23 protein-coding genes and 1 other annotated feature are annotated in these 24203 nt (G+C 31.2%); of the genes, 2 read left to right on the forward strand and 21 right to left on the reverse strand.

Annotation, left to right across the window (positions count from 1 at the left end; all coding sequences use genetic code 11):
• Positions 1-16: 16 nt before the first annotated feature.
• From B5X49_RS06935 to pflB, 5 genes are all read right to left on the reverse strand, one after another.
• The gene (locus tag B5X49_RS06935) at positions 17-763 is read right to left on the reverse strand and encodes an amino acid ABC transporter ATP-binding protein (protein ID WP_045749898.1); all 747 of its coding nucleotides are present in this window, start codon (positions 761-763) and stop codon (positions 17-19) included.
• Entirely contained in the window at positions 753-1430 is a 678-nt protein-coding gene (locus tag B5X49_RS06940; protein WP_045749899.1) for an amino acid ABC transporter permease, read from the reverse strand. Before B5X49_RS06940 ends, B5X49_RS06935 begins: the two co-directional genes overlap by 11 nt.
• Positions 1430-2227: a transporter substrate-binding domain-containing protein gene (locus tag B5X49_RS06945; RefSeq protein WP_052670137.1), complete on the reverse strand. Its 798-nt coding sequence runs from the start codon at positions 2225-2227 to the stop codon at positions 1430-1432. The genes B5X49_RS06940 and B5X49_RS06945 overlap by 1 nt, the downstream gene beginning before the upstream one ends.
• Positions 2228-2284: 57 nt before the next feature.
• Positions 2285-2504: a binding site (T-box leader), on the reverse strand.
• A 199-nt stretch (positions 2505-2703) separates the two neighbouring features.
• Complete coding sequence (gene pflA, locus B5X49_RS06950; RefSeq protein ID WP_045749900.1) at positions 2704-3459, reverse strand: pyruvate formate-lyase-activating protein; 756 nt, start codon at positions 3457-3459, stop codon at positions 2704-2706.
• Entirely contained in the window at positions 3446-5716 is a 2271-nt protein-coding gene (gene pflB / locus B5X49_RS06955; RefSeq protein WP_045749901.1) for a formate C-acetyltransferase, read from the reverse strand. Before pflB ends, pflA begins: the two co-directional genes overlap by 14 nt.
• A gap of 192 nt (positions 5717-5908) precedes the next feature.
• Between pflB and B5X49_RS06960 the strand changes: the two genes are divergently transcribed.
• Complete coding sequence (locus B5X49_RS06960; protein WP_045749902.1) at positions 5909-6862, forward strand: AAA family ATPase; 954 nt, start codon at positions 5909-5911, stop codon at positions 6860-6862.
• A 45-nt stretch (positions 6863-6907) separates the two neighbouring features.
• Positions 6908-7564, forward strand: a complete 657-nt coding sequence (locus B5X49_RS06965; RefSeq protein ID WP_045749903.1) for a DUF2238 domain-containing protein — start codon at positions 6908-6910, stop codon at positions 7562-7564.
• Here the strand turns inward: B5X49_RS06965 and cls are convergent.
• The 16 genes from cls to B5X49_RS07040 form a co-directional block, all read right to left on the reverse strand.
• Positions 7556-9061, reverse strand: a complete 1506-nt coding sequence (cls, locus tag B5X49_RS06970; RefSeq protein WP_045749904.1) for a cardiolipin synthase — start codon at positions 9059-9061, stop codon at positions 7556-7558. The two genes, B5X49_RS06965 and cls, sit on opposite strands and share 9 nt — an antisense overlap.
• 433 nt (positions 9062-9494) lie before the next feature.
• On the reverse strand, positions 9495-9935 hold the full coding sequence (locus tag B5X49_RS06975) for a hypothetical protein (RefSeq protein ID WP_045749905.1): 441 nt from the start codon (positions 9933-9935) through the stop codon (positions 9495-9497).
• A 192-nt stretch (positions 9936-10127) separates the two neighbouring features.
• Positions 10128-10535 (reverse strand): hypothetical protein, encoded by a 408-nt coding sequence (locus B5X49_RS06980; protein WP_045749906.1) that lies wholly within the window; start codon positions 10533-10535, stop codon positions 10128-10130.
• A gap of 195 nt (positions 10536-10730) precedes the next feature.
• On the reverse strand, positions 10731-11048 hold the full coding sequence (locus B5X49_RS07640; protein ID WP_045749907.1) for a hypothetical protein: 318 nt from the start codon (positions 11046-11048) through the stop codon (positions 10731-10733).
• Complete coding sequence (locus tag B5X49_RS06985; RefSeq protein WP_045749908.1) at positions 11032-11640, reverse strand: sugar O-acetyltransferase; 609 nt, start codon at positions 11638-11640, stop codon at positions 11032-11034. Before B5X49_RS06985 ends, B5X49_RS07640 begins: the two co-directional genes overlap by 17 nt.
• The gene (locus B5X49_RS06990) at positions 11633-12823 is read right to left on the reverse strand and encodes a pyridoxal phosphate-dependent aminotransferase (RefSeq protein ID WP_045749909.1); all 1191 of its coding nucleotides are present in this window, start codon (positions 12821-12823) and stop codon (positions 11633-11635) included. Before B5X49_RS06990 ends, B5X49_RS06985 begins: the two co-directional genes overlap by 8 nt.
• Positions 12824-12832: 9 nt before the next feature.
• Positions 12833-14065 carry an adenylosuccinate synthase gene (locus B5X49_RS06995; RefSeq protein WP_045749910.1) on the reverse strand — a complete coding sequence of 411 codons (1233 nt, stop codon included), beginning with the start codon at positions 14063-14065 and terminating at the stop codon, positions 12833-12835.
• Between the two features lie 97 nt (positions 14066-14162).
• The gene (locus tag B5X49_RS07000) at positions 14163-15353 is read right to left on the reverse strand and encodes a coenzyme F420-0:L-glutamate ligase (RefSeq protein ID WP_045749911.1); all 1191 of its coding nucleotides are present in this window, start codon (positions 15351-15353) and stop codon (positions 14163-14165) included.
• Complete coding sequence (gene mfd / locus B5X49_RS07005; protein ID WP_052670138.1) at positions 15350-18775, reverse strand: transcription-repair coupling factor; 3426 nt, start codon at positions 18773-18775, stop codon at positions 15350-15352. The genes B5X49_RS07000 and mfd overlap by 4 nt, the downstream gene beginning before the upstream one ends.
• Before the next feature lie 38 nt (positions 18776-18813).
• Entirely contained in the window at positions 18814-19386 is a 573-nt protein-coding gene (pth, locus tag B5X49_RS07010) for an aminoacyl-tRNA hydrolase (RefSeq protein ID WP_045749912.1), read from the reverse strand.
• Positions 19383-20351 carry a ribose-phosphate diphosphokinase gene (locus B5X49_RS07015; protein WP_045749913.1) on the reverse strand — a complete coding sequence of 323 codons (969 nt, stop codon included), beginning with the start codon at positions 20349-20351 and terminating at the stop codon, positions 19383-19385. The genes pth and B5X49_RS07015 overlap by 4 nt, the downstream gene beginning before the upstream one ends.
• Before the next feature lie 300 nt (positions 20352-20651).
• Complete coding sequence (gene spoVG, locus B5X49_RS07020; protein ID WP_045749914.1) at positions 20652-20936, reverse strand: septation regulator SpoVG; 285 nt, start codon at positions 20934-20936, stop codon at positions 20652-20654.
• Positions 20937-21040: 104 nt separating this feature from the next.
• Positions 21041-21829 carry a 16S rRNA (adenine(1518)-N(6)/adenine(1519)-N(6))-dimethyltransferase RsmA gene (gene rsmA / locus B5X49_RS07025; protein WP_045749915.1) on the reverse strand — a complete coding sequence of 263 codons (789 nt, stop codon included), beginning with the start codon at positions 21827-21829 and terminating at the stop codon, positions 21041-21043.
• Positions 21816-22358: a ribonuclease M5 gene (locus tag B5X49_RS07030; protein WP_045749916.1), complete on the reverse strand. Its 543-nt coding sequence runs from the start codon at positions 22356-22358 to the stop codon at positions 21816-21818. The genes rsmA and B5X49_RS07030 overlap by 14 nt, the downstream gene beginning before the upstream one ends.
• The gene (locus B5X49_RS07035; RefSeq protein WP_045749917.1) at positions 22355-23557 is read right to left on the reverse strand and encodes an HD domain-containing protein; all 1203 of its coding nucleotides are present in this window, start codon (positions 23555-23557) and stop codon (positions 22355-22357) included. The genes B5X49_RS07030 and B5X49_RS07035 overlap by 4 nt, the downstream gene beginning before the upstream one ends.
• Positions 23558-23604: 47 nt before the next feature.
• Positions 23605-24195 carry a phosphate propanoyltransferase gene (locus B5X49_RS07040; RefSeq protein WP_045749918.1) on the reverse strand — a complete coding sequence of 197 codons (591 nt, stop codon included), beginning with the start codon at positions 24193-24195 and terminating at the stop codon, positions 23605-23607.
• Between the last annotated feature and the right edge of the window lie 8 nt (positions 24196-24203).

Below are 24203 nucleotides of genomic sequence, written 5' to 3' on the forward strand. Positions count from 1 at the left end.
TATACTCCATTATACACTAAGGACGTTCAAATATTCTCTTTAGAAATGTCTTTGTACGCTCTGATTTTGGATTTGAAAATAATACTTCTGGTTCATTTACTTCAATAATCTCACCTTGATCCATGACAACAATCTCATCTGCAAATAATCTTGCAAACTCCATTTCATGTGTCACAAGAATAATGGTCATATGTTGATTTTTAAGTGTTTTCATCACACTTAAAACCTCTCCTACCATTTCAGGGTCTAACGCAGAAGTAGGTTCATCAAATAACATAACCTTAGGGTTCATTGCCAGCGAACGAACGATTGCAATTCTTTGTTTTTGACCCCCTGATAATTGATTAGGATATTGATATGCTTTTTCTAATAAACCAAATGTTTCAAGTAGTTTTAAGGATGTTTCAGTTGCTTCTGATTTAGATTTTTTTAAGACATTTGTTTGTGCTAAGTTGATGTTATCTAAAACAGATAAATTAGGAAATAAGTTAAAACTTTGAAATACCATACCGACTTCAGTTCGGTGCTTAATCATATCGTATTTAGGATTTAAAATAGACTCACCTAAATAAAGAATATCCCCTTCTGTAGGCGTTTCTAGTGAATTGAGTAATCGAATTAAAGTTGATTTACCACTACCAGATGGTCCAATTAATGCCGTAAAAGTTGATGCTTTAAACTGGATGTTAATATTCTTTAATGCAACCGTTCCATCTTTAAATTTTTTATGAATGTTTCTGAGTTCAAATACGTTATTTTTCATCACTTCTTTTCAACCTCTTTTCAAAGTAACTCATCAATCGACTCGTCGGGAATGTTAATGCAAAATAGAGTACTGCAACAACAATATAAGCTTCCTTAACTTGGTAGGTTTGACTTCTAATGATTTGTGCACTATACATTAACTCTGCTATTCCTAAATACATAAAGATAGAGGTTTCTTTAATGATTGTAACAAACTCATTACCTAATTGAGGAATGATGTTTTTAATGGCTTGAGGCAATATAATAAGTCTAAGAGTTTTTTGTTCCGATAACCCTAAACTTAATCCTGCTTCTCTTTGTCCTTTATCTACAGATAAAATACCACCACGAATAACCTCTGAAACATATGCACTACTATTGATTAAAAGTGCCAACATCCCTGGAATAAAACTGGATAATTCAATTCCTATAAATACCATGGTTGGTATTTTAACAAAAGAATAAATAAGTAATACTTGAACCAATAAAGGTGTTCCTCTAATTAATTCAACATACGCAGTTGCAACAAAATTGAGTACTTTATTTTTACCTATTCTCATAAAGGCAGGAATAAATCCTAAAAGTGTCCCTAATACTACTGCCATGACTGCTAATAATAGCGTCATGGAAAGACCTTTTAAAAATATTTCCCAATAATAAAACTCTAATAAAAAACTAAAATCCATTAACTTCCACTATTGAGTAGAATCATTTCCTCAACAATTCTATCCATTTCTCCACTTGTGATGAGTTCATCAATCACATCATTGATAACTTCTAATAATTCACTATTACCTTTTTTAACTGCAACAGCTGAACCTCCATCAGGATCCCCTATAAGGAAATCTGCAATATATAACCCTTCTATATTAGAAATATATCCATCAGCTACCGGTTTTTCAACAATAAGTGCCTCAATTTGTCCTTCACTTAATCTTAAGACTAAATCAGGAATCGTTTGGATATATTGTTTTGTTGCATTTGTAAATGTTTCAGCTAAATCTTTTTGAATAGAACCTGTTTGTGCACCAATTCTAATCGTAGATTGATTTAAACTATCAAATGACGTATATAAATCCTTATTTACTTCTTGAATGAGTACAACCTGAATTGCTTCATAATACACCTTAGAAAAATCAACGATTTCCATACGTTCTTCAGTTGGTGTCATACCTGCTAAAACAAAATCAACTTTACCTTGATCAAGATCCTCTAATAGAAAATCAAATCCTTTGTTGACAACCTTTAAGTTTTTATTTAATGCAGTAGCAATATGTTTAGCAATCTCGATATCAATACCAACAATCTGTTGTTTTCCATCCACATTCATTGGCCATTCATATGGAGGATAATCCGCAGATGTTCCTAATGTAATAAATCCATCATAGGACTCATCAAGGATATATGTATAGACATTGGATTCAGAACATGCCACCAATAAAAATACAGCTACCATCATCATACTTAATAATATTTTTTTCATTTTTTAATCTCCTTTTTCTTTTTTGTTTTTTTAAATAAAAAAGTCCTTAGCATTGCTGCTAAGGACGAATTTAATATCCGTGGTACCACCTTAATTCTAGATAAAAAGATATCTAGCTTATTATCGTTAACGCCTGATACGTTTAGACTTACTAAATGTTTTAGAACATGCCTAAAGGCTCCCAAGCACGTTCATTAGATATCTAATACTGATTTACACCATCCATCAGTTCTCTAGGATTATCCGTCTAATTACTACTCTTGTTCATCGCTTTGATAGAAATTATAGCGTAATTATGAATTATTTCAACATATTTTTTTAAGTTTATTATTGAAAACGTTTTTATGAATTTTTTCACATGATTCTCATATGTTCAAAAGACATTATGTCTATCGTATAAAAACTTGATATATTTAAGTTGTATCATCTAAAAAGACTTATACAAAAAATAAAAAGGGTTATACATTTAACCCTTTTCATTTCATAAATTTATAATTGTTTTTTAGAATGTTCTCAGCATGACTGATCAGTTCTTCAGTAGGCTCTTCAATATGACCGAGTTCATATGGAATGCCCATTTTTTCCCATTTCATAATACCTTTTTTATGATACGGTAAGATATCAATACCAACTACATTTTCCATTGTGTCAATAAATGATCTTAATCGGTATAAATCTTCATCACTGGAATTAATCTCTGGAAGTAGCACATGTCTTATGACTGTAGGAACACCTAAATCACTGGAATATTTTGCAAATTTCAAAATATTTTGATTGGTAGCACCTGTTAGCCATTTGTGTTTCTCATCATCAATATGTTTAATATCTAATAAAACTAAATCTGTATATTTAAGTAATTCATCAAACTCATCTATTCTGCTTTCTCTAAAAGTTCCAGCTGCTGTATCTAAGCATGTATGAATTCCTTCCTTTTTAAATGCTTTGAATAACTCTATTAAAAAAGGAAGTTGGAGAGTGGCTTCACCGCCTGATACAGTCAAGCCACCCCCTTTATAGAAGGCTTTGAAACGTTTGTAATCCTTAAGTATTTCATCAACTGTCATTAATTTGTTTTCTTCTGTTCCCCATGTGTCTCTATTATGGCAGAACTTACATCTTAATGGACAACCTTGTAGAAAGAGTACATATCTTAATCCCGGTCCATCAAAGGCACCAAAATTTTCAATGGAATGTACATTACCTAGGATTTCTGTTACATTAGAATCCTTCATGGAAAGTACGTTGCATAACTTCTAACTTTTGTTCATTGGTTAAGTTAGAGAAGTTTACAGCATAACCGGATACTCTAATTGTTAAGTTTGGATATAAATCTGGGTTTAAATAAGCTTCTTTTAACATTTCTCTTGTAAAGACGTTAACATTTAAATGATAACCGCCTGAAGTGAAATATCCATCTAATAAAGAAGTAAGGTTTGTTACTTGAACGTCATCAACAAGTTCAACAATTGAACCTTCTACTTTAATCTTTTTACCAAGAGCAGCTGGAATGATTGTAAATGTATTTGAAATACCATCTTCACATTCAGAATAAGGGATTTTAGCAACACTTAATAATGATTTTAATGCACCAGATTTATCTCTACCGTGCATTGGGTTAGCACCCGGTGCAAACGGTTCACCTTTACGACGACCATCTGGTGTATTTCCTGTATTTTTACCATACACAACATTGGATGTAATGGTTAATACAGACATTGTAGGAACTGAGTTTCTATATGTATAATTCTTTCTGATGTATGACATGAATTTTGTAACGACTTCTACAGCTAGATCATCTACTCTATCATCATCATTACCAAATTTAGGGAAATCACCAACAGTTTCAAAATCAACGATTAATCCTGTTGCTTCATCATAAATTGGATGTACTTTAGCATATTTAATTGCAGATAATGAGTCAGCAACAACGCTTAATCCAGCTACACCTGTAGCAAATAAACGTTTTACATCTCGATCATGAAGTGCCATTTCTAGTTTTTCATATGCATATTTATCATGCATGTAGTGGATGATATTTAAAGCATTCACGTAAACTTCTGCAAGTTCTTCAAGTGTTGCTTCATAACGTTTCATCACTGTATCGAAATCTAACACATCAGCTTTTAAAACATCTTGTTTTGATTTTTCAAATACTTGGTCTCCGCTTAATTCATCACGTCCACCATTTAATGCATAAAGTAATGCTTTAGCAATATTTGCTCTTGCACCAAAGAATTGCATTTCTTTACCAATTGCCATTGGGGATACGCAACATGCGATACCATAATCATCACCGTGATATGGACGAATTGTATCATCACTTTCATATTGAATACTTGATGTATCAATAGAAACTTTTGCACAGTAATTTTTAAATCCTTCAGGAAGCTTTTCACTCCATAATACTGTAAGGTTTGGTTCTGCAGATGTTCCTAAGTTATAAAGTGTATGTAATAATCTAAATGCAGTCTTTGTAACTAAAGAACCACCTTCATTATTTAATCCACCTAATACTGCAGTTACCCATGTTGGGTCACCTGTAAATAATTGATTATATTCAGGTGTTCTAGCAAAACGAACCATTCTTAATTTCATGACGAAATGATCCATGAATTCTTGAATTTCAACTTCGTTATATTTGCCTTCTTTTAAGTCTCTTTCGATATAAACATCTAAGAATGCATCCACTCTACCTAAACTCATTGCAGCGCCATTTTGTTCTTTAACTGCAGCAAGATATGCAAAGTATAACCATTGAATTGCTTCAAATGAGTCATTTGCCGGTCTTCTTAAATCAAATCCATACATATCACCTAATTCAATCAATTCATTTAATGATTTGATTTGATCAGCAATTTCTTCTCTTAAGCGAATAACTTCTTCAGTCATAGGGAATGTAAGGCTATTTTGTTGATTGATTTTGTCTTTAATTAATTTGCTTACACCGTATAAAGGTACACGTCTGTAATCACCAATAATTCTACCTCTACCATAACCATCAGGTAAACCTGTTACGATATGAGAACGTCTTGCACGTCGAATCTCATTTGTATATGCATCAAACACACCTTGATTATGTGTTTTTCTAACGTTTGTATATAAATCAATTGTTTCTTGTTCAACTTTAAAGCCATAAGATTCAGCAGCTTTTACAGCAACATTAATTCCACCTTCAGGGAAAAAACCTCTTTTTAGTGGTGCATCTGTTTGAAGTCCAACAATTTTCTCAACATCTTTAATGATGTATCCTGGTTTGTGGCTAACGATTGTAGATGCTACTTTAGTATCTAAATCAATAACGCCACCTTTTTCTCTTTCAAGCTTTAAAAGATCTTTAAATGCTTCATTGAGTTGGATAGAACTTTCCATAGCTGGTGCTAAGAAGCTTCCATCTCCTAAATATTCGCTGTAATTTTTATGGATAAAATCAGAAACGTTGATTTCTTTCTCCCAAACTCCAGCTTTAAAACCTTTCCATGATTCACTCATTTATATTTCCTCCTATAAAAATGATTGTTTTAACCGAATGTATAACTCTATTTTAGTACTTCAATTTAAAAATTGCTTGGTATTCTATAAAAGAAAACGTTTTCTAAAAAATTTATTAAAAATATGGGATTATTGCGTCAAACCATAGGTATCTATGATATCATAGATTCATGTATGAAGGAGAGAGTTTTAATGAAGACAGCAATCATTCTATCCGGTATTCCCGGATCTGGTAAATCTACATATGCAAAACAACTTGGATTACCACATTTCTCATCTGATTTTATTAGATTAGAGTTATTTCAAACACTTAGAAAACACCATACGAAAGCAGACGATCAATTGGTGTTTGATATATTACATGAGCGTGTCTTTTCATGTGATACTTCTTTAATCTATGATGCTACCAATATATCAAGAAATATGCGTGGCGAATTATATCAAAAATTCAAATCTCGAGGATATCATGTTGAACTTCATATGATATTAGAACCCTTAATGTTTGCTAATTTCCAAAATGAACGACGTAGTTTTGAAAAAGTTGTTCCTTTTTATGTATTAAATGACATGTATAAATTTATGGGCGCTCCTAGAGTAGGTGTGGATTGTGATGCCTATAAAATAATCAGTCAATCCAAATTTTTAAATCCTAATGTAAATTACTCAGATTTTGTTTCAGTTGCAGAGGATAAAGGTATTAATCAAGCTGTTAAACAATTTATCAATGCAGCTTATTTACCAGAATTTATTAAATTAACTGAAAATCATGAGTCCCCTTATCATCTAGAAGATATTGATGAACACATCAATATGTGCATTAAAAATGCACCAACAGATGTGTTAAAAATCGTATCTATCTTACATGATTTAGGTAAGTCACAAGCTAAAGAAAACGGTCATTATAAAGGCCATGATATGATTTCTAGTATGTATGCATTACGTTTCTTTGATGAAATTAAAAATGTTCCAAAAGAAATTATTCCAAGAGACATCATTGAAATTGTATATCATCATATGACTGCACATCAAGGATTATCTGAAAAAGTAATTCAACAACATAAACTAGAACCTCATGTTGTCGCATCTATTCAAGCATTTAATGATATTGATGAAAAAAGTAGATTTTCAACAGTATCTAAATCATAGCACTTTACGAATCTTCGTCATATAATATATCCAGGAGGATTTGTTATGACAAAAAAAATTACGCGTGGTTTCATTTATGGATTATTAGTATCCATGATATTGATTGCACTTTATTTATGGATTCAAATTCTAATTACCGGAATCGATCCAACCAAACGACTAACAAGTCATATTGCGACGATGGTGTTATCACTTTCTACACTAATCTATGGGGTTTATTTAAAAAAAGGATTACATAGATTTGTCTTCACATTTTCAACCATCTATATATTCTTTGCAGTATTTTTAGGTTCTACACTCAACTTCTATAACCTATATGAATCCATTCATTATGATAAATTAATCCATGTATATTTTGGATACTCAGCAACTTTAGTAGGACTTGTATTTATTTCTAGACTTGAATTTTATCAAGCAATCAAACTAAAACATGTCTTAATATTTATATTTAGTTTTTCATTAATGATTGCTGCTTGTTGGGAATTATTAGAGTTTGCTTCTGATCAGTTGTTCTCTACAACCACTCAAGGAAGACCTCAAATGACACTGGAAGGTATCTATTCAGTGGATGTAGGTGAAACGATGTTTGATATTATTGCTAATCTTATAGGTACACTTATTTTTATGGCTTCTTATTCTATAGAAAAGCGCTTCAAGAAGACATTCTTCATGAAACGCATACTTTCTATATTATCAGAGTAATGGTGAGAAACCTTTAAGTATTGTTTGTATCATACGATAGAGTATAGATTTCTTTTTAAAGTGTTTCGGGGTGAGCTTAATGCTCACCTCTTTTGTTTCTTCAATATATGAATTCATTTTTTCGATTGTTTGAGTATCATTGAGCCAAAGATTATTCTCAAGATGCATATATAAACTTCTAAAATCTAAATTACTAGAACCTATCATTGCAACCTCTTTATCACAAATAATCATTTTAGAATGAATAAACCCTGGTACATATTTATACACATTGACACCATATAACATTAATTCTTCTACATATGATTCGGATACCATATAAACCAGTTTTTTATCTGGAATACTCGGTACAATAATATTGACATCAATGCCACTTTCAGCAGCTAGTTTCAGTGCTGTTTTAATTTCATTATCTAATATTAAATAAGGAGCTGTTATATCAATTGAGTGTTTAGCATCGTTAATTAAATGTAGATACATACTTTTAGCTGTTAAATGGTTATCTGTTGGTATATCACCAAATGGTATATAAATAGCATCATTTTCTACTTGATGTGTTAAATTGAAACGGTTAAAATCAATTTGTTTATCTTTAGATGAAAAACTCCAGTTCTCTAAAAATAATAACGTCATTCCCCAAACTGCTTTACCTTCAATCATAATACCTGCATCATTCCAATGACCAAATACTTTCTTTTTATTCGTGTATTCATCACCAATATTAAATCCACCTGTAAATGCGTATTTATTATCTATGACGACTATTTTTCTATGATCTCTGTAATTCATCGCATAATTAATATGTAATTTCATAGGATTAAAACGTATAACTTCAAAACCTAATTTTTTCAAATACTTGTGATAATGAAAAGGTAGTTTCGTTGCTGATCCAAAATCATCATACATAATACGAATCAAGACGCCTTCTTTCACCTTTTCTTTTAAAACATTCAAAATATCATTCCACATTTTAGATTCTGTAATGATAAAGTATTCCATGAATATAAAGTGTTTCGCTGCTTTCAAAGCTTTTAAAAGGTAGAATAATTTAACTTCACCATTTTTCAAAAATATAGATTTTGTATTTCTAAATGATGGATAATATAATCCTCTTAAATATTCTTGATGTTTTCTATAGTCATCTGTTTCATGATGTTCGATTTTTGCCATTTCTTGTTCTCTTAATTTTTTATAATAAATCATGAGGCTGTGTCTAGAAAAAGATAACTTTTCTGTTCTTGAATAAATATAGAAGATGACTCCAAAAAGAGGTAGTATTAAGATAAACACAACCCAGATTAATTGAAACATAGGATTTTCATCTTTGGTAATGATATATAAACTAAAGATTGCACCAATAATAATTGTTGCAAAATGAAAGTAATACCATGTTTGAGTAAATTGATATAAAAACCACACAATAAATATGATTTGTGCAAGTAAAAGTAGTCCAATAATTGTTAATCGATTGGTTAATAAGTGAATCAGTTTTCTCAATTTAAACACCTCCAACATCTATGCTCATTCTATCACAAATTAACTTTTTAAGCCAAAAAAACTTTCATAATCATTTTCCAACATTTCCCTTAATAAAGGCGTATAATTATAAATGAAATAGGAAATTGTACTTGTTTATAACAATTTCTCTTATGATGAATGCTTGTTTGTTTCTGTGGAGAAGTAACCATTGACTCGCATTTATTTGACCTATCAAAAACATCTAGAAAGGGGATTTAAATATATGGCTGCTCCAGTTAAACCAGCTCCTAAAAAAGAAGCTCCAGCTCCTAAAAAACCTGCTGGCAAAAAATAAGTTTTGCTGATTACAAATGTTTATAAATATATAAGCGTATACCGTTTGGTATATGCTTATTTTATTTTTTATTTTTGATTTCTATATGATTATAAAAATATTTACAATATAAATGATTCATTTGCCTAGAAGTCTATGGATATCCTCGGTTGAATATACTATTTTATGTTCATAATTTGATTTTATATCGTTGAATTTATTCATAAATTCAGGATAGTTATCTTCATATCCACCATTAACAAATTGACCACTTTGTTTATTGACCAAATATCTTGTTGTTTGATCTATATCTTGATAATGATAGTCATAAACAATTTCTAAATACGTTTCATTTTCATTAATGTATAGAGTTGCTTCAATGAAAGATATATCTGATGCACCTTCATCTAAATACATCAAATGATGTTTAACAAAATCTTCATCGGAATTTAGTGTGGCTAGATGATCTCTTATTAATATACTTACCACAGCAATCAATAAAATTATAACTAAAATGGTAATACCAATTATATATTTAGTGCGTCTTTTTATACCTGTTGTTGGTTTTACTTCTTCCATGATAATTCTCCTGTTTTTAAATTTTTAAGTACTCAATTGGCTTCTTATAAGACAATTCCATTTTTGGGATAAAAGTTATTGTCAAGTTCAGTGTGATGATAGATGCCAAAATTAACGCATTTATCATAGGTTCATTATTAACATGAAAATTGTTATCACTCAATATAATCAGTTTATTGTAATCACTTATTATTATACATAAAAAATGGCATCATTTGCATTTATCATAATATCTAACTCATTTCCAATAGGAATATTTGAAAAAACTAATTTAACAGGTGTAAAGAACATCCCCTCCAATGGTTGACCGTTGAGTTCTAATGTCTTTTCTACATCAATTGAATATACATTACCGTATTTTGTTACAGAAAATAGACTAGAATCAAATGGTAATTCCTCCGCTACATTAGTTATACTAAATGTAATGGTAATTTGATAGTAATCATCTATCACAATTGCTTCAACGTCTGATAAAGTAATATCATAATTTGAGGTAGTTCTTGTGTCACCAATAGAATATACTCTTGTGGGTTTTACATCACAACTAAAAAGTATCATTGTCAAAGTTAGTAAAGAAATACTTAGTAAAAATTTATTCATTTTTGCACCTCATTTATTTGTAAACTTTTAAAAAGGTTCCAAAAGTTCCCCCACCAAAGATTGATGCATATGCATCATAATCAATTTATCTATTAGAAGAGTTCCAATTATCATTCATTTCCATAAACATGTAAAAATAATTACTTATTTTATATGTCTACTTTGAGAGAATTATATTCAATGTGTTTTATATAATTAAATCGCTATAAATATATAGGTTTCAAGAAGGGGTAATAACATCATGATCATTAATGTAATTACCATATAATACATATAAGAAAGTTGATACTTCTTAGACACTTCTATATGTTTAAATATAGTTAACTTTAAAATAACAGGAATGACACAACATAATCCAAACAAGAAATTAAAATACAATAAAACGACAGAAAATGCTCTTTGTACTTCAATCATGCGATTGAAGTGACTGAGTACATATACACCTAAGCACATCACACTTAAAATGATTCCAATGATGTGGACGACAAAGAGTATTTTATATGTTGTTTTCATAGGCTAATTTTTGAGCTTCCCAATAGATTTTGTCTGCTTCTGTAATTTTTCTTAAAACTCTACATGGATTTCCGACTGCAATCACATCACTTGGTATATCCTTTGTTACAACACTACCTGAACCAATAATGGATCTTGCACCAATGGTTACACCAGGATTAACTACAACCATCCCACCAATCCAGCAGTCATCTTCAATGACTATAGGTAATCCGTATTCAAGTTGAGTTGCACGAACACCTGCATCAATTGGATGTGTTGCTGTTAACAAACTAACTCTTGGTCCTAACATGACTCTATCTTTGATAATTATTTTATTAACATCTAAAAAGATACAGTCTGCATTGGCATAGAAATCTTTACCTACATAAGTGTTTTTTCCATAATCAAAATAGACAGGTGGTGTGATTTTCAAAGTATCTTGATGTCCACCAAGTATCTCTTTAATTAACACATCTCTTTTTTGATCTTCTAAATAATCTAAGTGATTATATACATGTAATTTTTCTAGCATTTGTTTTCTGATACTTTTAAGTTTTTCATCATTTGCCATGTAAAGTTTTCCACTTAACATGCGTTTAAGTTCAGTCATTTGATTCACCAATAATTTTCTTTATTTTTGCAGCTAAGCCATAAACTTCATTTGTTGTAATACCACAGATTGCAATACGTAAGCCTGTTTCCATAGGAATTAAATAAATACCCTTTTGAACCAATAATTCATAGTCTCTTTCAGGGTCTTTAGAATGAACTAAAACGAAGAATCCTCCGCTATAAGGATAAATATTGAGTTGAGCATTTTTAGCTTCTTCTACAAAAATATCGCCTCTAACCTTTAATGTATACGTCAGTTTATTGAGCTCTTCAATATATTGATCTTTCTTGGTTGAAAGTGCATTAAATATACCAACACCCACAGAAGGTGCTGTACTCCATTTACCAAGTGCATCATCTACAACAAATTTTTTAAAGTATTTATATCCTTCTTCAGTTGGATGTAATCCAATTAATCCACCTAATCTCACGCCGTATATTGCAAATGATTTAGATGCACTAAAACAAATTAAAACTTGTACATGTGATTTTAACTTTAATAAGTATTCAAAAGGTTTTCTTGCTTCTTTAAATCCTAGTGGATTATAGTCAAAATATGCAATATCATAAGCAAGGATAATTTCATTTTGGCTAAACTTATTCAATACATCGATTAACCCCATCCATTCAAAATCCGTTAACTGATAACCTGTTGGATTATGGCACGGATCGTTTAAAACGAAAATAATACGTTTTTGATTTTTTGAAAGCATGGTTAATTGTTTTTCTAAATCCACTAAGTCAAATGCACCATTTAAAAATAATCGATGTTCATGAACATCCATTTTAGCTGATTTAATAAAATAGTCATAACGCCATCTTAAATCTGATACTAAAACCTTTTCACCTGGTTTACCATAACTATTAAAGATAAGTGATAATGCACCACTTCCTCCAGGTGTAGATAATCCTGTAATTAAGTATTTTTCTTTAAGCAGTTCTAATTTTTCATCCAGCACCCATGAAATGACATTATCCTCAAAGATTTTCCCACCATCTGTTGCACCATATTTAAATGTCTCAAAAACATTTAACTGGTGAAATGCTTCTTCTACCATTGGTATAATTAATTTTCTTTCATCATTATAAAACATACCGATGGTTGCATCAATAATCGATGGATTGATCTTTTTTTGTTCTTGTGCGATACGTGCTATTTTTAAAATATCAATTTTACCCATAAAGCCTCCTTATAATACCGATTTTCGTAAGATGGTTTGGTTTCTTTCTGGTCCTACTGAAAATATTGCAACCTCTGTAGCGGTAAGTTTCTCGATTGTATTTAAATACGCTTTACACGCATCCGGTAACTCATCAAAAGATGTCACCTTCGTAATATCTTCATTCCAACCCTTTAGTGTCAGATAGACAGGTTCAACACGTTTAAAGTCATTAAAATCTGCAGGTATATCATCGATTCTTTTACCATCTAATTCATAATGGGTAACGACATTAATCGATTCAACACCTGATAATACATCCAATAATGTTACAGCTAAATATGATAAACCAGAGACTCTTTTAGCATAATTAATCACGACTAAATCTAACCAACCAATACGTCTTGGACGTTTGGTTGTAGTACCATATTCGTGACCTCTTTCTCTAATTTCATGCGCTAAAGTACCACTGATTTCACTAGGAAATGGACCTTCACCGACTCTAGTGGTATATGCTTTAGTTACACCGATTGCCCCTTTGATCAACCATGGTGCCAATCCTGTATTTAAAGGAACCGATGCTGCTGTGGGTGATGAGGATGTGACAAATGGATAGGTACCATGGTCTAGACAAAGCATCACACCTTGTGCTCCTTCAAATAATACTTTTTTTGTATGGATATGTTCATTTAATAATCTTGATGTATCTGTTACCATAGGTTTTAAAAAATCACTATATGCTAAATAGTCTTTAATTAAAATTTCTTTTTCTTCCTGACTAACCTTAAGTAACTCCATCTTTTCTCGAATGATTGATAATCTATCTCTTCCGATAAAATCAATCATTCGAACACCTTTACGTCTAGATTTATCGCTATATGCAGGACCAATTCCTTTTTTAGTTGTACCTATTTTATCTTGAATCTCATTTTCAATATCCATCTCAATATGATGTGGAAAAATAACATGACTTCGATCTGAGATAAATAACTGGTATGGACGGTTCAGTTGTTTTAATTCTGTCATTAATGCCCCAGGATGTATAACCATACCGTTTGCAAGTACATTCATACATTTAGGGTTTAAAATCCCAGAAGGTAGTAAATGAAATGCATATTTCACACCATCTACATATACAGTATGTCCTGCATTATTTCCACCTTGATACCTAACAACAATATCTGCATCTTGAGCAAGAAAATCTGTAATCTTTCCTTTTCCCTCATCGCCCCATTGTGATCCTACAACAACAATATTCTTCATAAACCCTCCAGATAAAAAAAATAGAAATTGGTTTTTAAAACCAACTTCTATTTTATCATGTATTTACATCTACTTTAAAAAACTTTACCTTATTTATTTAGGATTCATCTGCAATATTTTTAAAATAGTTCTTAATATATACAACCGGCGTACCTCGGTCTCCACTACCACTCATTAAGTCACAGAGTGAACCTATTAAGTCTACATATCTTCTTGGCGTTGTTCCAAGCTTAGAATCATCTGTTGCTTGATTTGATTTTTTTCTTACCTCGTCAATAACTGCTTGTCGTAGTGCATCCCCACGTAAATCTTTAAATAAATCATCTGAAATGTATTTTAGTTTTAACTCATTTGGAGAACCTTCTAATCCCTTTGTATAAGATGGACTTACAACTGGGTCAGCTAATTCCCAAATTTCTCCAACTGGGTCTTTAAATGCACCGTCACCATAAATCATCACTTCAACATGTTTACCTGTTAACTCATATATTTTTTGTTGAATGGTATAAACGATTGGTTCTTCCATATCAGGAAATAATTTAACGGTTTCTTTGGTTGCAGCATTTGACCCATACAAGCCAAATGTCTGGTTTATTGCTCTAAATTTACCAGGATCATTCATCAACTGATCTAATGAAAGTACTGTTAAGGGGAATTCTTTTAAGAGAGTTTGTTTCGTTTTATGGCGTGTATGGATATCACATACCAATACTTCTTTTGTATAATTTAATATTTCTTTTGGCTGATTAGAAAATATAAAGTTTACTTTACATCCTTCACCTTCAACAACTTCTTTATAATATGCAACCATATTAACACCTGTAAAAGGATGTTTAAAATGACTCATTTCTTGTTGATAGGTTGCATAGGTAATCACATCTGTAAACGGATTAATATGAAGTCTTTCTATGTCTGAATCCATCATAATACTATTTCCAACTTCATCCTTAGGATAACTTAACTGAATGGTTATTTCATCCATCGCTCGTGCGAATGCTCTTAATAGACTAGAAAATCTATTTCTTGAAAGAATTGGATATACCAGCCCTAAGTGTCTTGTTTTAAACTTGGATGAAACATCACTTGCAATATCGTCTAGACTTGCATATTTACCTTGACTAATACCTACAACCGCTTCTGTTACTGCAATAATGTCTTGATCATCTATTTGAAATCCATCTTCATTGGATGCATTCATCAAAGATTCAACAACAATCGTTGATAAATCATCACCTTCTTTAATAATAGGTGTTTTAATACCTCTTGAAATTACGCCAATATGTTTCATGTTTTATATTCTCCTTCAAATGTTAAGTATGCTTCTAATAATTCACATGCAATATATAACCAATGTTTTTCGATATCTTTAGTTATAATATTTATTTCGACATGACCTTTAAATGTTGCAAGTGTAACCTTTGTTTTAAATCGAGACGCTACATACAATAATTTCATACCATCTAGAATTTCGCTTTTTTCTAGAGACAACATGAGTTTAACAGAATCCTTTTGTTGTACAGTTTTTTCAATACCGATTTTAGATCCTAATTTTTTGAATAGTTTCTCATACATATAAATTAATACATCAATATCCATTTCACCAAATCGGTCGATTAATTCTAATTTTAAATTCTCTAAATCCTCAATCGAGCTGAGTGATGCAATTCTTTTATGAATTTCTATTCGAACAGGGTCATGTTGTATATAAGTATCTGGAATATGTCTTTGAGAAAACACTTGATCCACCACTTCCTTTTTAGGTGGTTCCTCAGTGATTCCTTCCATAACTTCATTCAGTAACTTCATATATAAATCCATACCCACAGAATCAATGAATCCAGATTGTTCATCCCCTAGTAAATCTCCAGCACCACGAATGTTCAAATCTCTTAATGCAATTTTAAATCCGGATCCTAAATCTGTGAAATCTTCAATGACAGATAATCGTTTTCTTGCCTCATCGTTAATGTTCTTATATGCATCAAACATTAAATAGGCATAAGCAATACGGTCACTACGTCCAACTCTTCCTCTTAACTGGTATAATTGAGCAAGACCTAGTTTATCAGCTTCATGAATGATCAATGTATTCGTATTAGGAATATCCACACCTGTTTCAATAATGGTTGTTGAAACTAAAATATCAAACTCTTTTTCAATAAAACTTTCAAGTACATCTTCTAATTTTTGTTTGCTCATTTTCCCATGAGCAAAAGCGATTCTTGCTTGTGGAACAAGTTTATTAAGTTTTAGTACCATGCTTTCCATACGGTCAGTATGATTAAATAAATAAAACACTTGACCTGCTCTTGCAAGTTCTCTTTCAATAGCTTCCTTAATAAGTGCATCTTGTCTTTCAACCACATAGGTTTGAACAGGATATCGATTCAGTGGTGGTGTATCAATCATCGATAAATCTTTTAACCCATACATTGCCATTTGAAGTGTTCTAGGTATTGGTGTTGCAGATAATGTCAATGTATCTACATGGACCTTAATCTCTTTAATTTTTTCTTTATGTTCAACACCGAATCTTTGTTCTTCATCAATAATGAATAATCCTAAATCTCTAAACTTAACATCTTCACTTAATAATCGATGTGTTCCAATAACAACATCGATATAACCTTTTTTTAGTTTTTCAAGCGTTTCGTTTTGTTCCTTCTTGGAAACAAATCTTGAGAGTAAAGCAACACTCGACCCGTACTTTTCAAATCGTTCTTTGAAGGTGTAGTAGTGTTGTCTTGCAAGTACAGTTGTTGGTACTAAATAAGCAACTTGTTTCGCATCTAAAACTGCTTTAAATGCCGCTCTTAGAGCAACTTCTGTTTTACCAAACCCAACATCCCCTGCAACTAGTCTATCCATAGGTTTAGAGCTTTCCATATCTTGCTTAACAAGGTCGATTGCCTTTTTTTGATCTGGTGTTTCTTCATATAAAAAGTCATTTTCAAATTGTTCAAGTAATTCACTATCTGGTGAAAAACTAAATCCTTGAGCTTGGTTTCTATAGGCATAAAGTTTAAGTAAACGATCGGACAAGTCTTTAATTTTCTTTCGAACACTAGCCTTTGTTTTACTCCATTGTTTAGAACTTAATTTAGAAAGTTTAGGTGTTAAATCATCATGGCTTCTATATTTTAAAACCAATTCTATTTGATCGGTTGGTACATATAAAGCTTCTTGGTTATCATAAATGATGTGCAAATAATCTCTTTTATCTCCACTTAAACTCATGGTTTTTAATCCAATATATTGACCAATACCAAAATCATAATGTACAACATAATCACCATTTTGAAGTTCAGAAACATCTCTAACTTTTACACTTTGATTAATAACAGAGCGATATCTTATACGGTTTCTTTTTTTAGAGTGGAAAATGATATCTTCGCTTAGAAGAATCAATTTTTCTTTTAAGTCAATAAAAGAACCTAATCCCTCTTCTAAAACAATTAAACAGTTTTCCTTTTTCCATTCATCTTCATCGTAGGCTATATGTTGATCATCTAAAAATGCTTTCAATCTTTCGTAAGAAACTTTTTGATTAAGTGCGAAAACAAATTTATACCCGGCATATTGATTCATAAAGATAACGAGCTGTTCTAAATATCCAAAAAGTGGGTCCACTTCAATCACTGATAAGTCTTCATAGGATATGGATGGTTGATTAAAGATTTCGATTTCAATCGAATCTTTTTCCATTAGATAGTTTAAAGGTGCACGATTGGTTAATTCACTATAAACTGAACCCTCCATCGTTTCACTATATGTTTTTAAATCAGAAATTGTTGTTTGTTCATTAATAAGCATTTTAGAAGGTTCTACTAAAAAGAGTTGATATCTGACTGCAAAATCAAGTAAGGTTGTTGTTGCTTCATTAAAAAACTTTAGATAAGGTGTTAATGTATCTAACTTCTTTCTTTCTTCTAAATAAATCATATCTTGATTAAACTTACTCAATTCTTTTTCAGAAAGTTCAAATGATTCAAAATATTGATTGATTCTTTCCATAGCATCTAACTTTTGTTTATCTGTAAAAAATAGTTCATGTAAAGGTGCTATGGTAATCACAGATTCATTTTGAATAGATTTTTGAGAAATCACATCAAATGTTTTGATATATTCAATTTCATCTCCAAAAAAATCTAGTCTAAAAGGATATTGATGATCATGTGTAAAAATATCAACAATAGATCCTCGAATAGAAAATTCTCCTGGTCTTTCAACTGTATAATTAAATTGATATCCATCATATATTAATTTTTTCGTTAATTCATTTAATGGATATTGATCGCCTGGTTTGAGTGTGAGTACACTCTTTTCGTAATCGATTGGACTTAGTTGTCGGGTTAATACTCCTTCTTGGGTTGTCACAACTACATAATATTTTTTATGATCTAAAAGGGTTCTTAATGTATATAAACGTTCATTTTTAAACTCAGGAGAACCTAGTGCCATTAAGGAGGTGAGTGTTTGATCACTTGGATAAAATAAACAATTCTCATCTCCAATTAATTGACTTAATGCATCATAATATTTTTGAGCCTCATAAAGGTTCGGTAAAACAACAATCATATGCTGATATGTGTCTTGATATCTTTTAGCAATCATCATTTGAATAAATGCATGATTGGTATGTTTGAATTTTCCTTTAGAAACATTTATTAATTTAGAATTTTTGTAAAATGGATTTAAAAAGTTAAGCATATAGACACCTTCTTTATAACTGGGAAAGCCCCAGGTGGTTACACCTGGGGGGTATTGTAATTTGTCATAATCTGATCGAAACTCATATTTTTAATCCATAAGTCGATACTTTCTACCGCTCTTTGGATGGTTTGTTCTAAAACTTCTTTTTCTTGTTTTGTAAATTTACCTAAAACATAATCTTTCATATCGATATGTGTCTTCATACCAATACCAATTCTTAATCGTTTGAATTGATTACTAGATAATTTTAGGATAATATCTTTTAAACCATTTTGTCCACCATGGCTACCGGATTTTCTATAGCGCATACGACCGGTTTCTAGTTGAATATCATCGGATATTATCAATATATCGCTAATATCTACTTTATAATAGTTCATCAGTAAGCTCACCGCATCTCCTGATAAATTCATATAGGTTAATGGTTTAGCAATGATAACATCTTCTTGGTTTATTTTAGTTTTTACAAGTGCTGATTTAAGTTTTTGATCTACTTTGAGTTCCAATTGATATGTATTTAATAAGTTGTCGATTGTAATAAATCCGATATTGTGTCTAGTTTCTCTATACTCAATACCTGGATTTCCTAATCCAACTATCAATTTCATTGATTGTCCTCTTGGATTCTGTTAAATATTTGTGAGATTGGTTCATCATGTAAAATATGAATAATTGCTTCCCCTAATAATGAACCAATGGATAATTGTTTAATTTTTGGTCTCATTTTTGATGGGTCTAAATAAATGGTATCTGTAATAACAATTTCATTGATGACGGATTCATTGAGTCTATCTGTTGCTTGATTGGTAAATACGCCATGTGTTGCTGCAGCATATACTTCTTTAGCACCTGCTTTTATCAGTGCATTTGCACCTGCAATTAATGTACCACCTGTGTCAATAATGTCATCAATCATGATACATGTTGCATTTTCAACATCCCCAATAATATTCATAACTTCTGCTTTATTAGGTTCGGGACGTCTTTTATCAATAATTGCTAATGGTGCATTAAAGAATGAGGCAAACGCTCTTGCACGTGTCACACCACCGTGGTCCGGTGATACAACAACTACATTATTTAATTTCTTTCTTCTAAAATATGAGGCAAGTAAAGGTGCTGCTGGAAAGTTGTCAATTGGAATATCAAAGAAACCTTGAATTTGAGCAGCATGTAAGTCAATACTTACAATACGGTCAACACCTGAAACCGTTAAGAGATTAGCAACTAATTTTGCTGTAATCGGTTGTCTAGACTTAACTTTTCTGTCTTGTCTAGAGTATCCAAAATAAGGCATAATTATGGTAATGGAAGCTGCAGATGCTCTTTTAAGTGCATCGGTTAAAATCAAAACTTCCATTAAGTGATCATTTGCAGGTTGACTGGTAGGTTGTACAACAAATACATGGTTTCCACGAACCGATTCTTCTATATTTGTTGAAATCTCACCATCAGCAAATCGAATAACTTCAACATTCGATAGTGGTATTCTTGCACTTTTGGCAATCATCTCTGCAAGGGGTTTATTGGCAGAAAGTGTAAATAATTTTGCTTTTTTATCATCAATATTCATATCGTATATACCTCACTTTTACTAATCTCATTATAACATGATTTATAGTCTAAATGAATCTATTGAAGTGTAAAATCACTTTTTTGGAAAAAAGTGTTTTTTATAAAGAATATGAATGATAGATTTGAATCTTAAAATACTTTATTTTGATTGCTTATATGAAAGATTTCCACCTACTATGCTTCATATTATATAAAAACTAGATTGCTCTAGTTCTTGTATAACCACTAAAAAAATATCTAACTTGATATTTTTTTAATCATTTATATGGTTTAGGTGCTTTATCCCTTAAAATACCCTTTAATCTTCGACGGTTTCTGGTACTTGATTTAAAAGCGCTTCATGATAAGCTTTAATGATTGCTTCCTCGATTTGCTTACGCATTTCTTGATGAATTGGATGTGCGATATCTCTAAAGCCGCCATTTGGCATTTTCTTGCTTGGCATCGCAACAAATATACCGTTTTCCCCTTCAATGACGCGAATATCATGAACTACAAAAGCATCTTCAAATGTAATAGTTACCACACCTTTTAAGCGTGATTCACTAGCTACAAGTCTTACTCTCACGTCTGTTACTTTCATTTTGCCCCTCCTGGATGATTTGATACTAAACCCATTATAGCACATTTTTATTATTTTCAAGCGCTTACATTCACATTTTTCGGGCAAAATTAGAAAAGGACGCGTTATTTTCGCATCCATGTTTTAGTAAGTTCAATAAGTTGTTCAATTGTAAGGGATTCTGCTCTTGTAAATTCGTCCATCCCATTTTGATGAAGGACCTTCATAATTTCAGATTTATCAACAAGATAGCCTGTGGAAAGATTATTTAAAACAGTCTTTCTCTTATGTTGGAACACTATTTTTGTAAGTTCAATGAATTTTTTTTCTAATTCTTCGTCTAAGTTTCTATCTATTTTTTCTAACCTGATCACCGATGAATCTACATTGGGTACAGGATGAAACATTTTTCTATTCACAGAAACTTCTAACGTGACTTTTGTAAAATACTGTAGGATTGCTGAAAATGCGTTATAGCTTTTAACATTTTGTTTACTGACCATACGGTCTCCCACTTCTTTTTGAACCATAATGGTTGCAGTTTTAAGTGCTTTAATTTCTAAAAATTTAAAGATAATCGGTGTTGTAATGTAGTAAGGTAGGTTACCTACAAGATGTATATCTTCACCTTTAAAGTAGTTTTCCATAAAACTTAAATCAGTTTCCATGAAATCTTCAAATATAAACCTTGATGTATCACTTTCAAAGGGTTTTAATGTATCCATTAAAGACGTATCAATTTCATATGCTAAATATTTTTTAGAATCATGAACTAAAAATTGAGTAAGTGCGCCTAATCCCGGACCTATCTCTAAAACATTTTTATCTTTAATTTGCGCTTGATTGACAATTTTTTTTAAGAGGTTTGTGTCTCTTAAAAAGTTTTGTCCATACTTCTTTTTAGCTTGATGCATCAATAATCTCCTTGCATGCTTCTTTAGTAATTCCTAGCCATGTTAATCGCTTAATCAATGTTTTAGAATTCGCATGCCCTAATTTCAGTTTTTTTGAAAGTATATCTCTATGTTTTTTTGCATCTAAATGGTGTGTTAATTTAAGATCTACTAAATCCTTAAGTGTCCAAACTACCGGACTCTTTTTTTCTACCACTTCGTCATTTAAAATCGCTTTTAACTCATCTAAAGACACATGTTCAACACCTATTTTTTTACCATTTTTCTGTCTTGCGCTTTGCCTTTCAACAAATAAATGAATAGGTTCTTTTAAAACAGCTGATACTTTTTTTCTAATACGTTCTCCAGCATAATCTGGGTCAAATATTAATATAAATTCAAACGTATCTTGGTAGTTTACTAGAAATTCAAGTACATCCTTCTTAATTTCAGAACCACCCACAGAAATGGTTTTAATGTTTGGCATCATGTGTCTTAGGTGTGCCTCATCATGTATACCTTCTACAACATAAAACTTTTCTTTATTCATTTTCTATAAAAAAACTTAGGATCAGACTTCATGCTAGATTTGACTAAAGCGTGTACAATGGATGAATAACTCGATAAAGTAACAACCTTACCAGATTCATTTAAGATATATATTTGATCACCTAAATTTGTTTCATTTTCTCTATAAGCACTTTGCTCAACGGATGTTTTTAATGTGAAATATTTTTGATCGATGGGTAGTTTGTTTTCTATTACTTGATGGATTTTTTCTTGATTTTCTAAATTGTCATCCATATATTCCCAAATATGACGATTTAAAAAATCATGTGCTAAGACACTTAAAATTTCATCTTCCGTTTTAAGGAAGTGAGCAATTAATCCATTCATATAATAATCATCAATCTCTAGATAAGCATACATATCATTTGGATTATCTAAAATGGTTTTTAAACTCGATACATCGTGTTTAAAATCATAGTCTAGATGAATCAGTTCTTTGATTCTTAAATATATCTTTTCAAGAATCACTTCATATGAACGTGCTTTTGGATGATAATATACTTGCCAGTACATATGATATCTTGCAACTAAATAGTTTTCAATCGCATGTATTCCGGATGCTTTAAATGCTAATTTTCCATTTTTAACTACTACTACACGCATCAAACGATCTAAATCAATATGACCATATGCTGCGCCTGTAAAATAAGCATCTCTTTCTAAGTAGTCTAGACGATCAATATCCAGTTGTGAGGAAATTAATTGTTCAATGAGTGGGTATTTTTTTTCTTTTAAAATAATACCTGCTACATCTTTTGCAAATTCACTATCCACTTTATCTAAGATACTTCTAATTTCTTGATGTGTGGTTATAATGGTTGCACCAATCGTTTCATGATTGACTTTAAATACATATTCAAATGCATGTGAATATGCACCATGTCCAATATCATGTAATAATGCACTTACTAAAAATAACAATTGTTCTCGTTCATTTAAATTGTTCTTAATTTCATCAATTGTTAAAAATCTATGTGCAAGTTCATAAACACCTAATGAATGAGAAAATCTAGAGTGCTCTGCAGTATGAAACACCATATGAACACCTGATAATTGTCTAATTCTTCTTAGACGCTGAAAAACAGAGGTATCAATAAGCTCTGTTATCAAATCATAATCAATATGGACATATCCATAGAGTGGATCTCTAAATACCTGTTGTCTAATTTTCTTTTCCATAAGTTCCTTTAATAAGTTGATAAAAGTGGCCTAAGCCACTTTTATTTTTACTCAACAATAACGTATTTTTTAACAAGTTCGACTAGGTCGCCGTTTTTAAGCATGAATGCTGCACCATCATCTGTATCTAAATGACAGTCTAATCTGAAGCTTGCATGCACTCTACATAATACATTGTCTAATATACCCGGTTTAGTTCCATTAATTTTAATAGATACCATTTCTCTATCAGAAACACCAAAAGCTGCTGCTTCTTCAAGTGAAAAATGGATATGACGATCTGCAATAATCACTCCATAAGGTAATGATACTTCACCCTTTGGTCCAACTAATTTACATGCACCACTTCCAGCTACATCACCACTAGAACGTACAGGAGCAACAAATTTATAACGAATTGCATCACTTTGAGAAATTTCTACTTGTGATTCTTTTCTGGTTGGTCCAAGAATTCTAACACCTTCTAAAACCTTACCTTCAGGAGATACTAAATCTACCTTTTCTTCAGCTGCATATTGGCCAGGTTGACTTAACATTTTGAATACTTTAAGTTCATGCCCTTCACCAAATAATATTTCTAAATGTTCTTTTGTTACGTGAACGTGACGTCCTGATATACCTACTGGTATTTGTTTCATTTGCTATT

The organism is Acholeplasma oculi (genome assembly GCF_900166985.1).
Lineage (GTDB): Bacteria > Bacillota_I > Bacilli_A > Acholeplasmatales > Acholeplasmataceae > Acholeplasma > Acholeplasma oculi.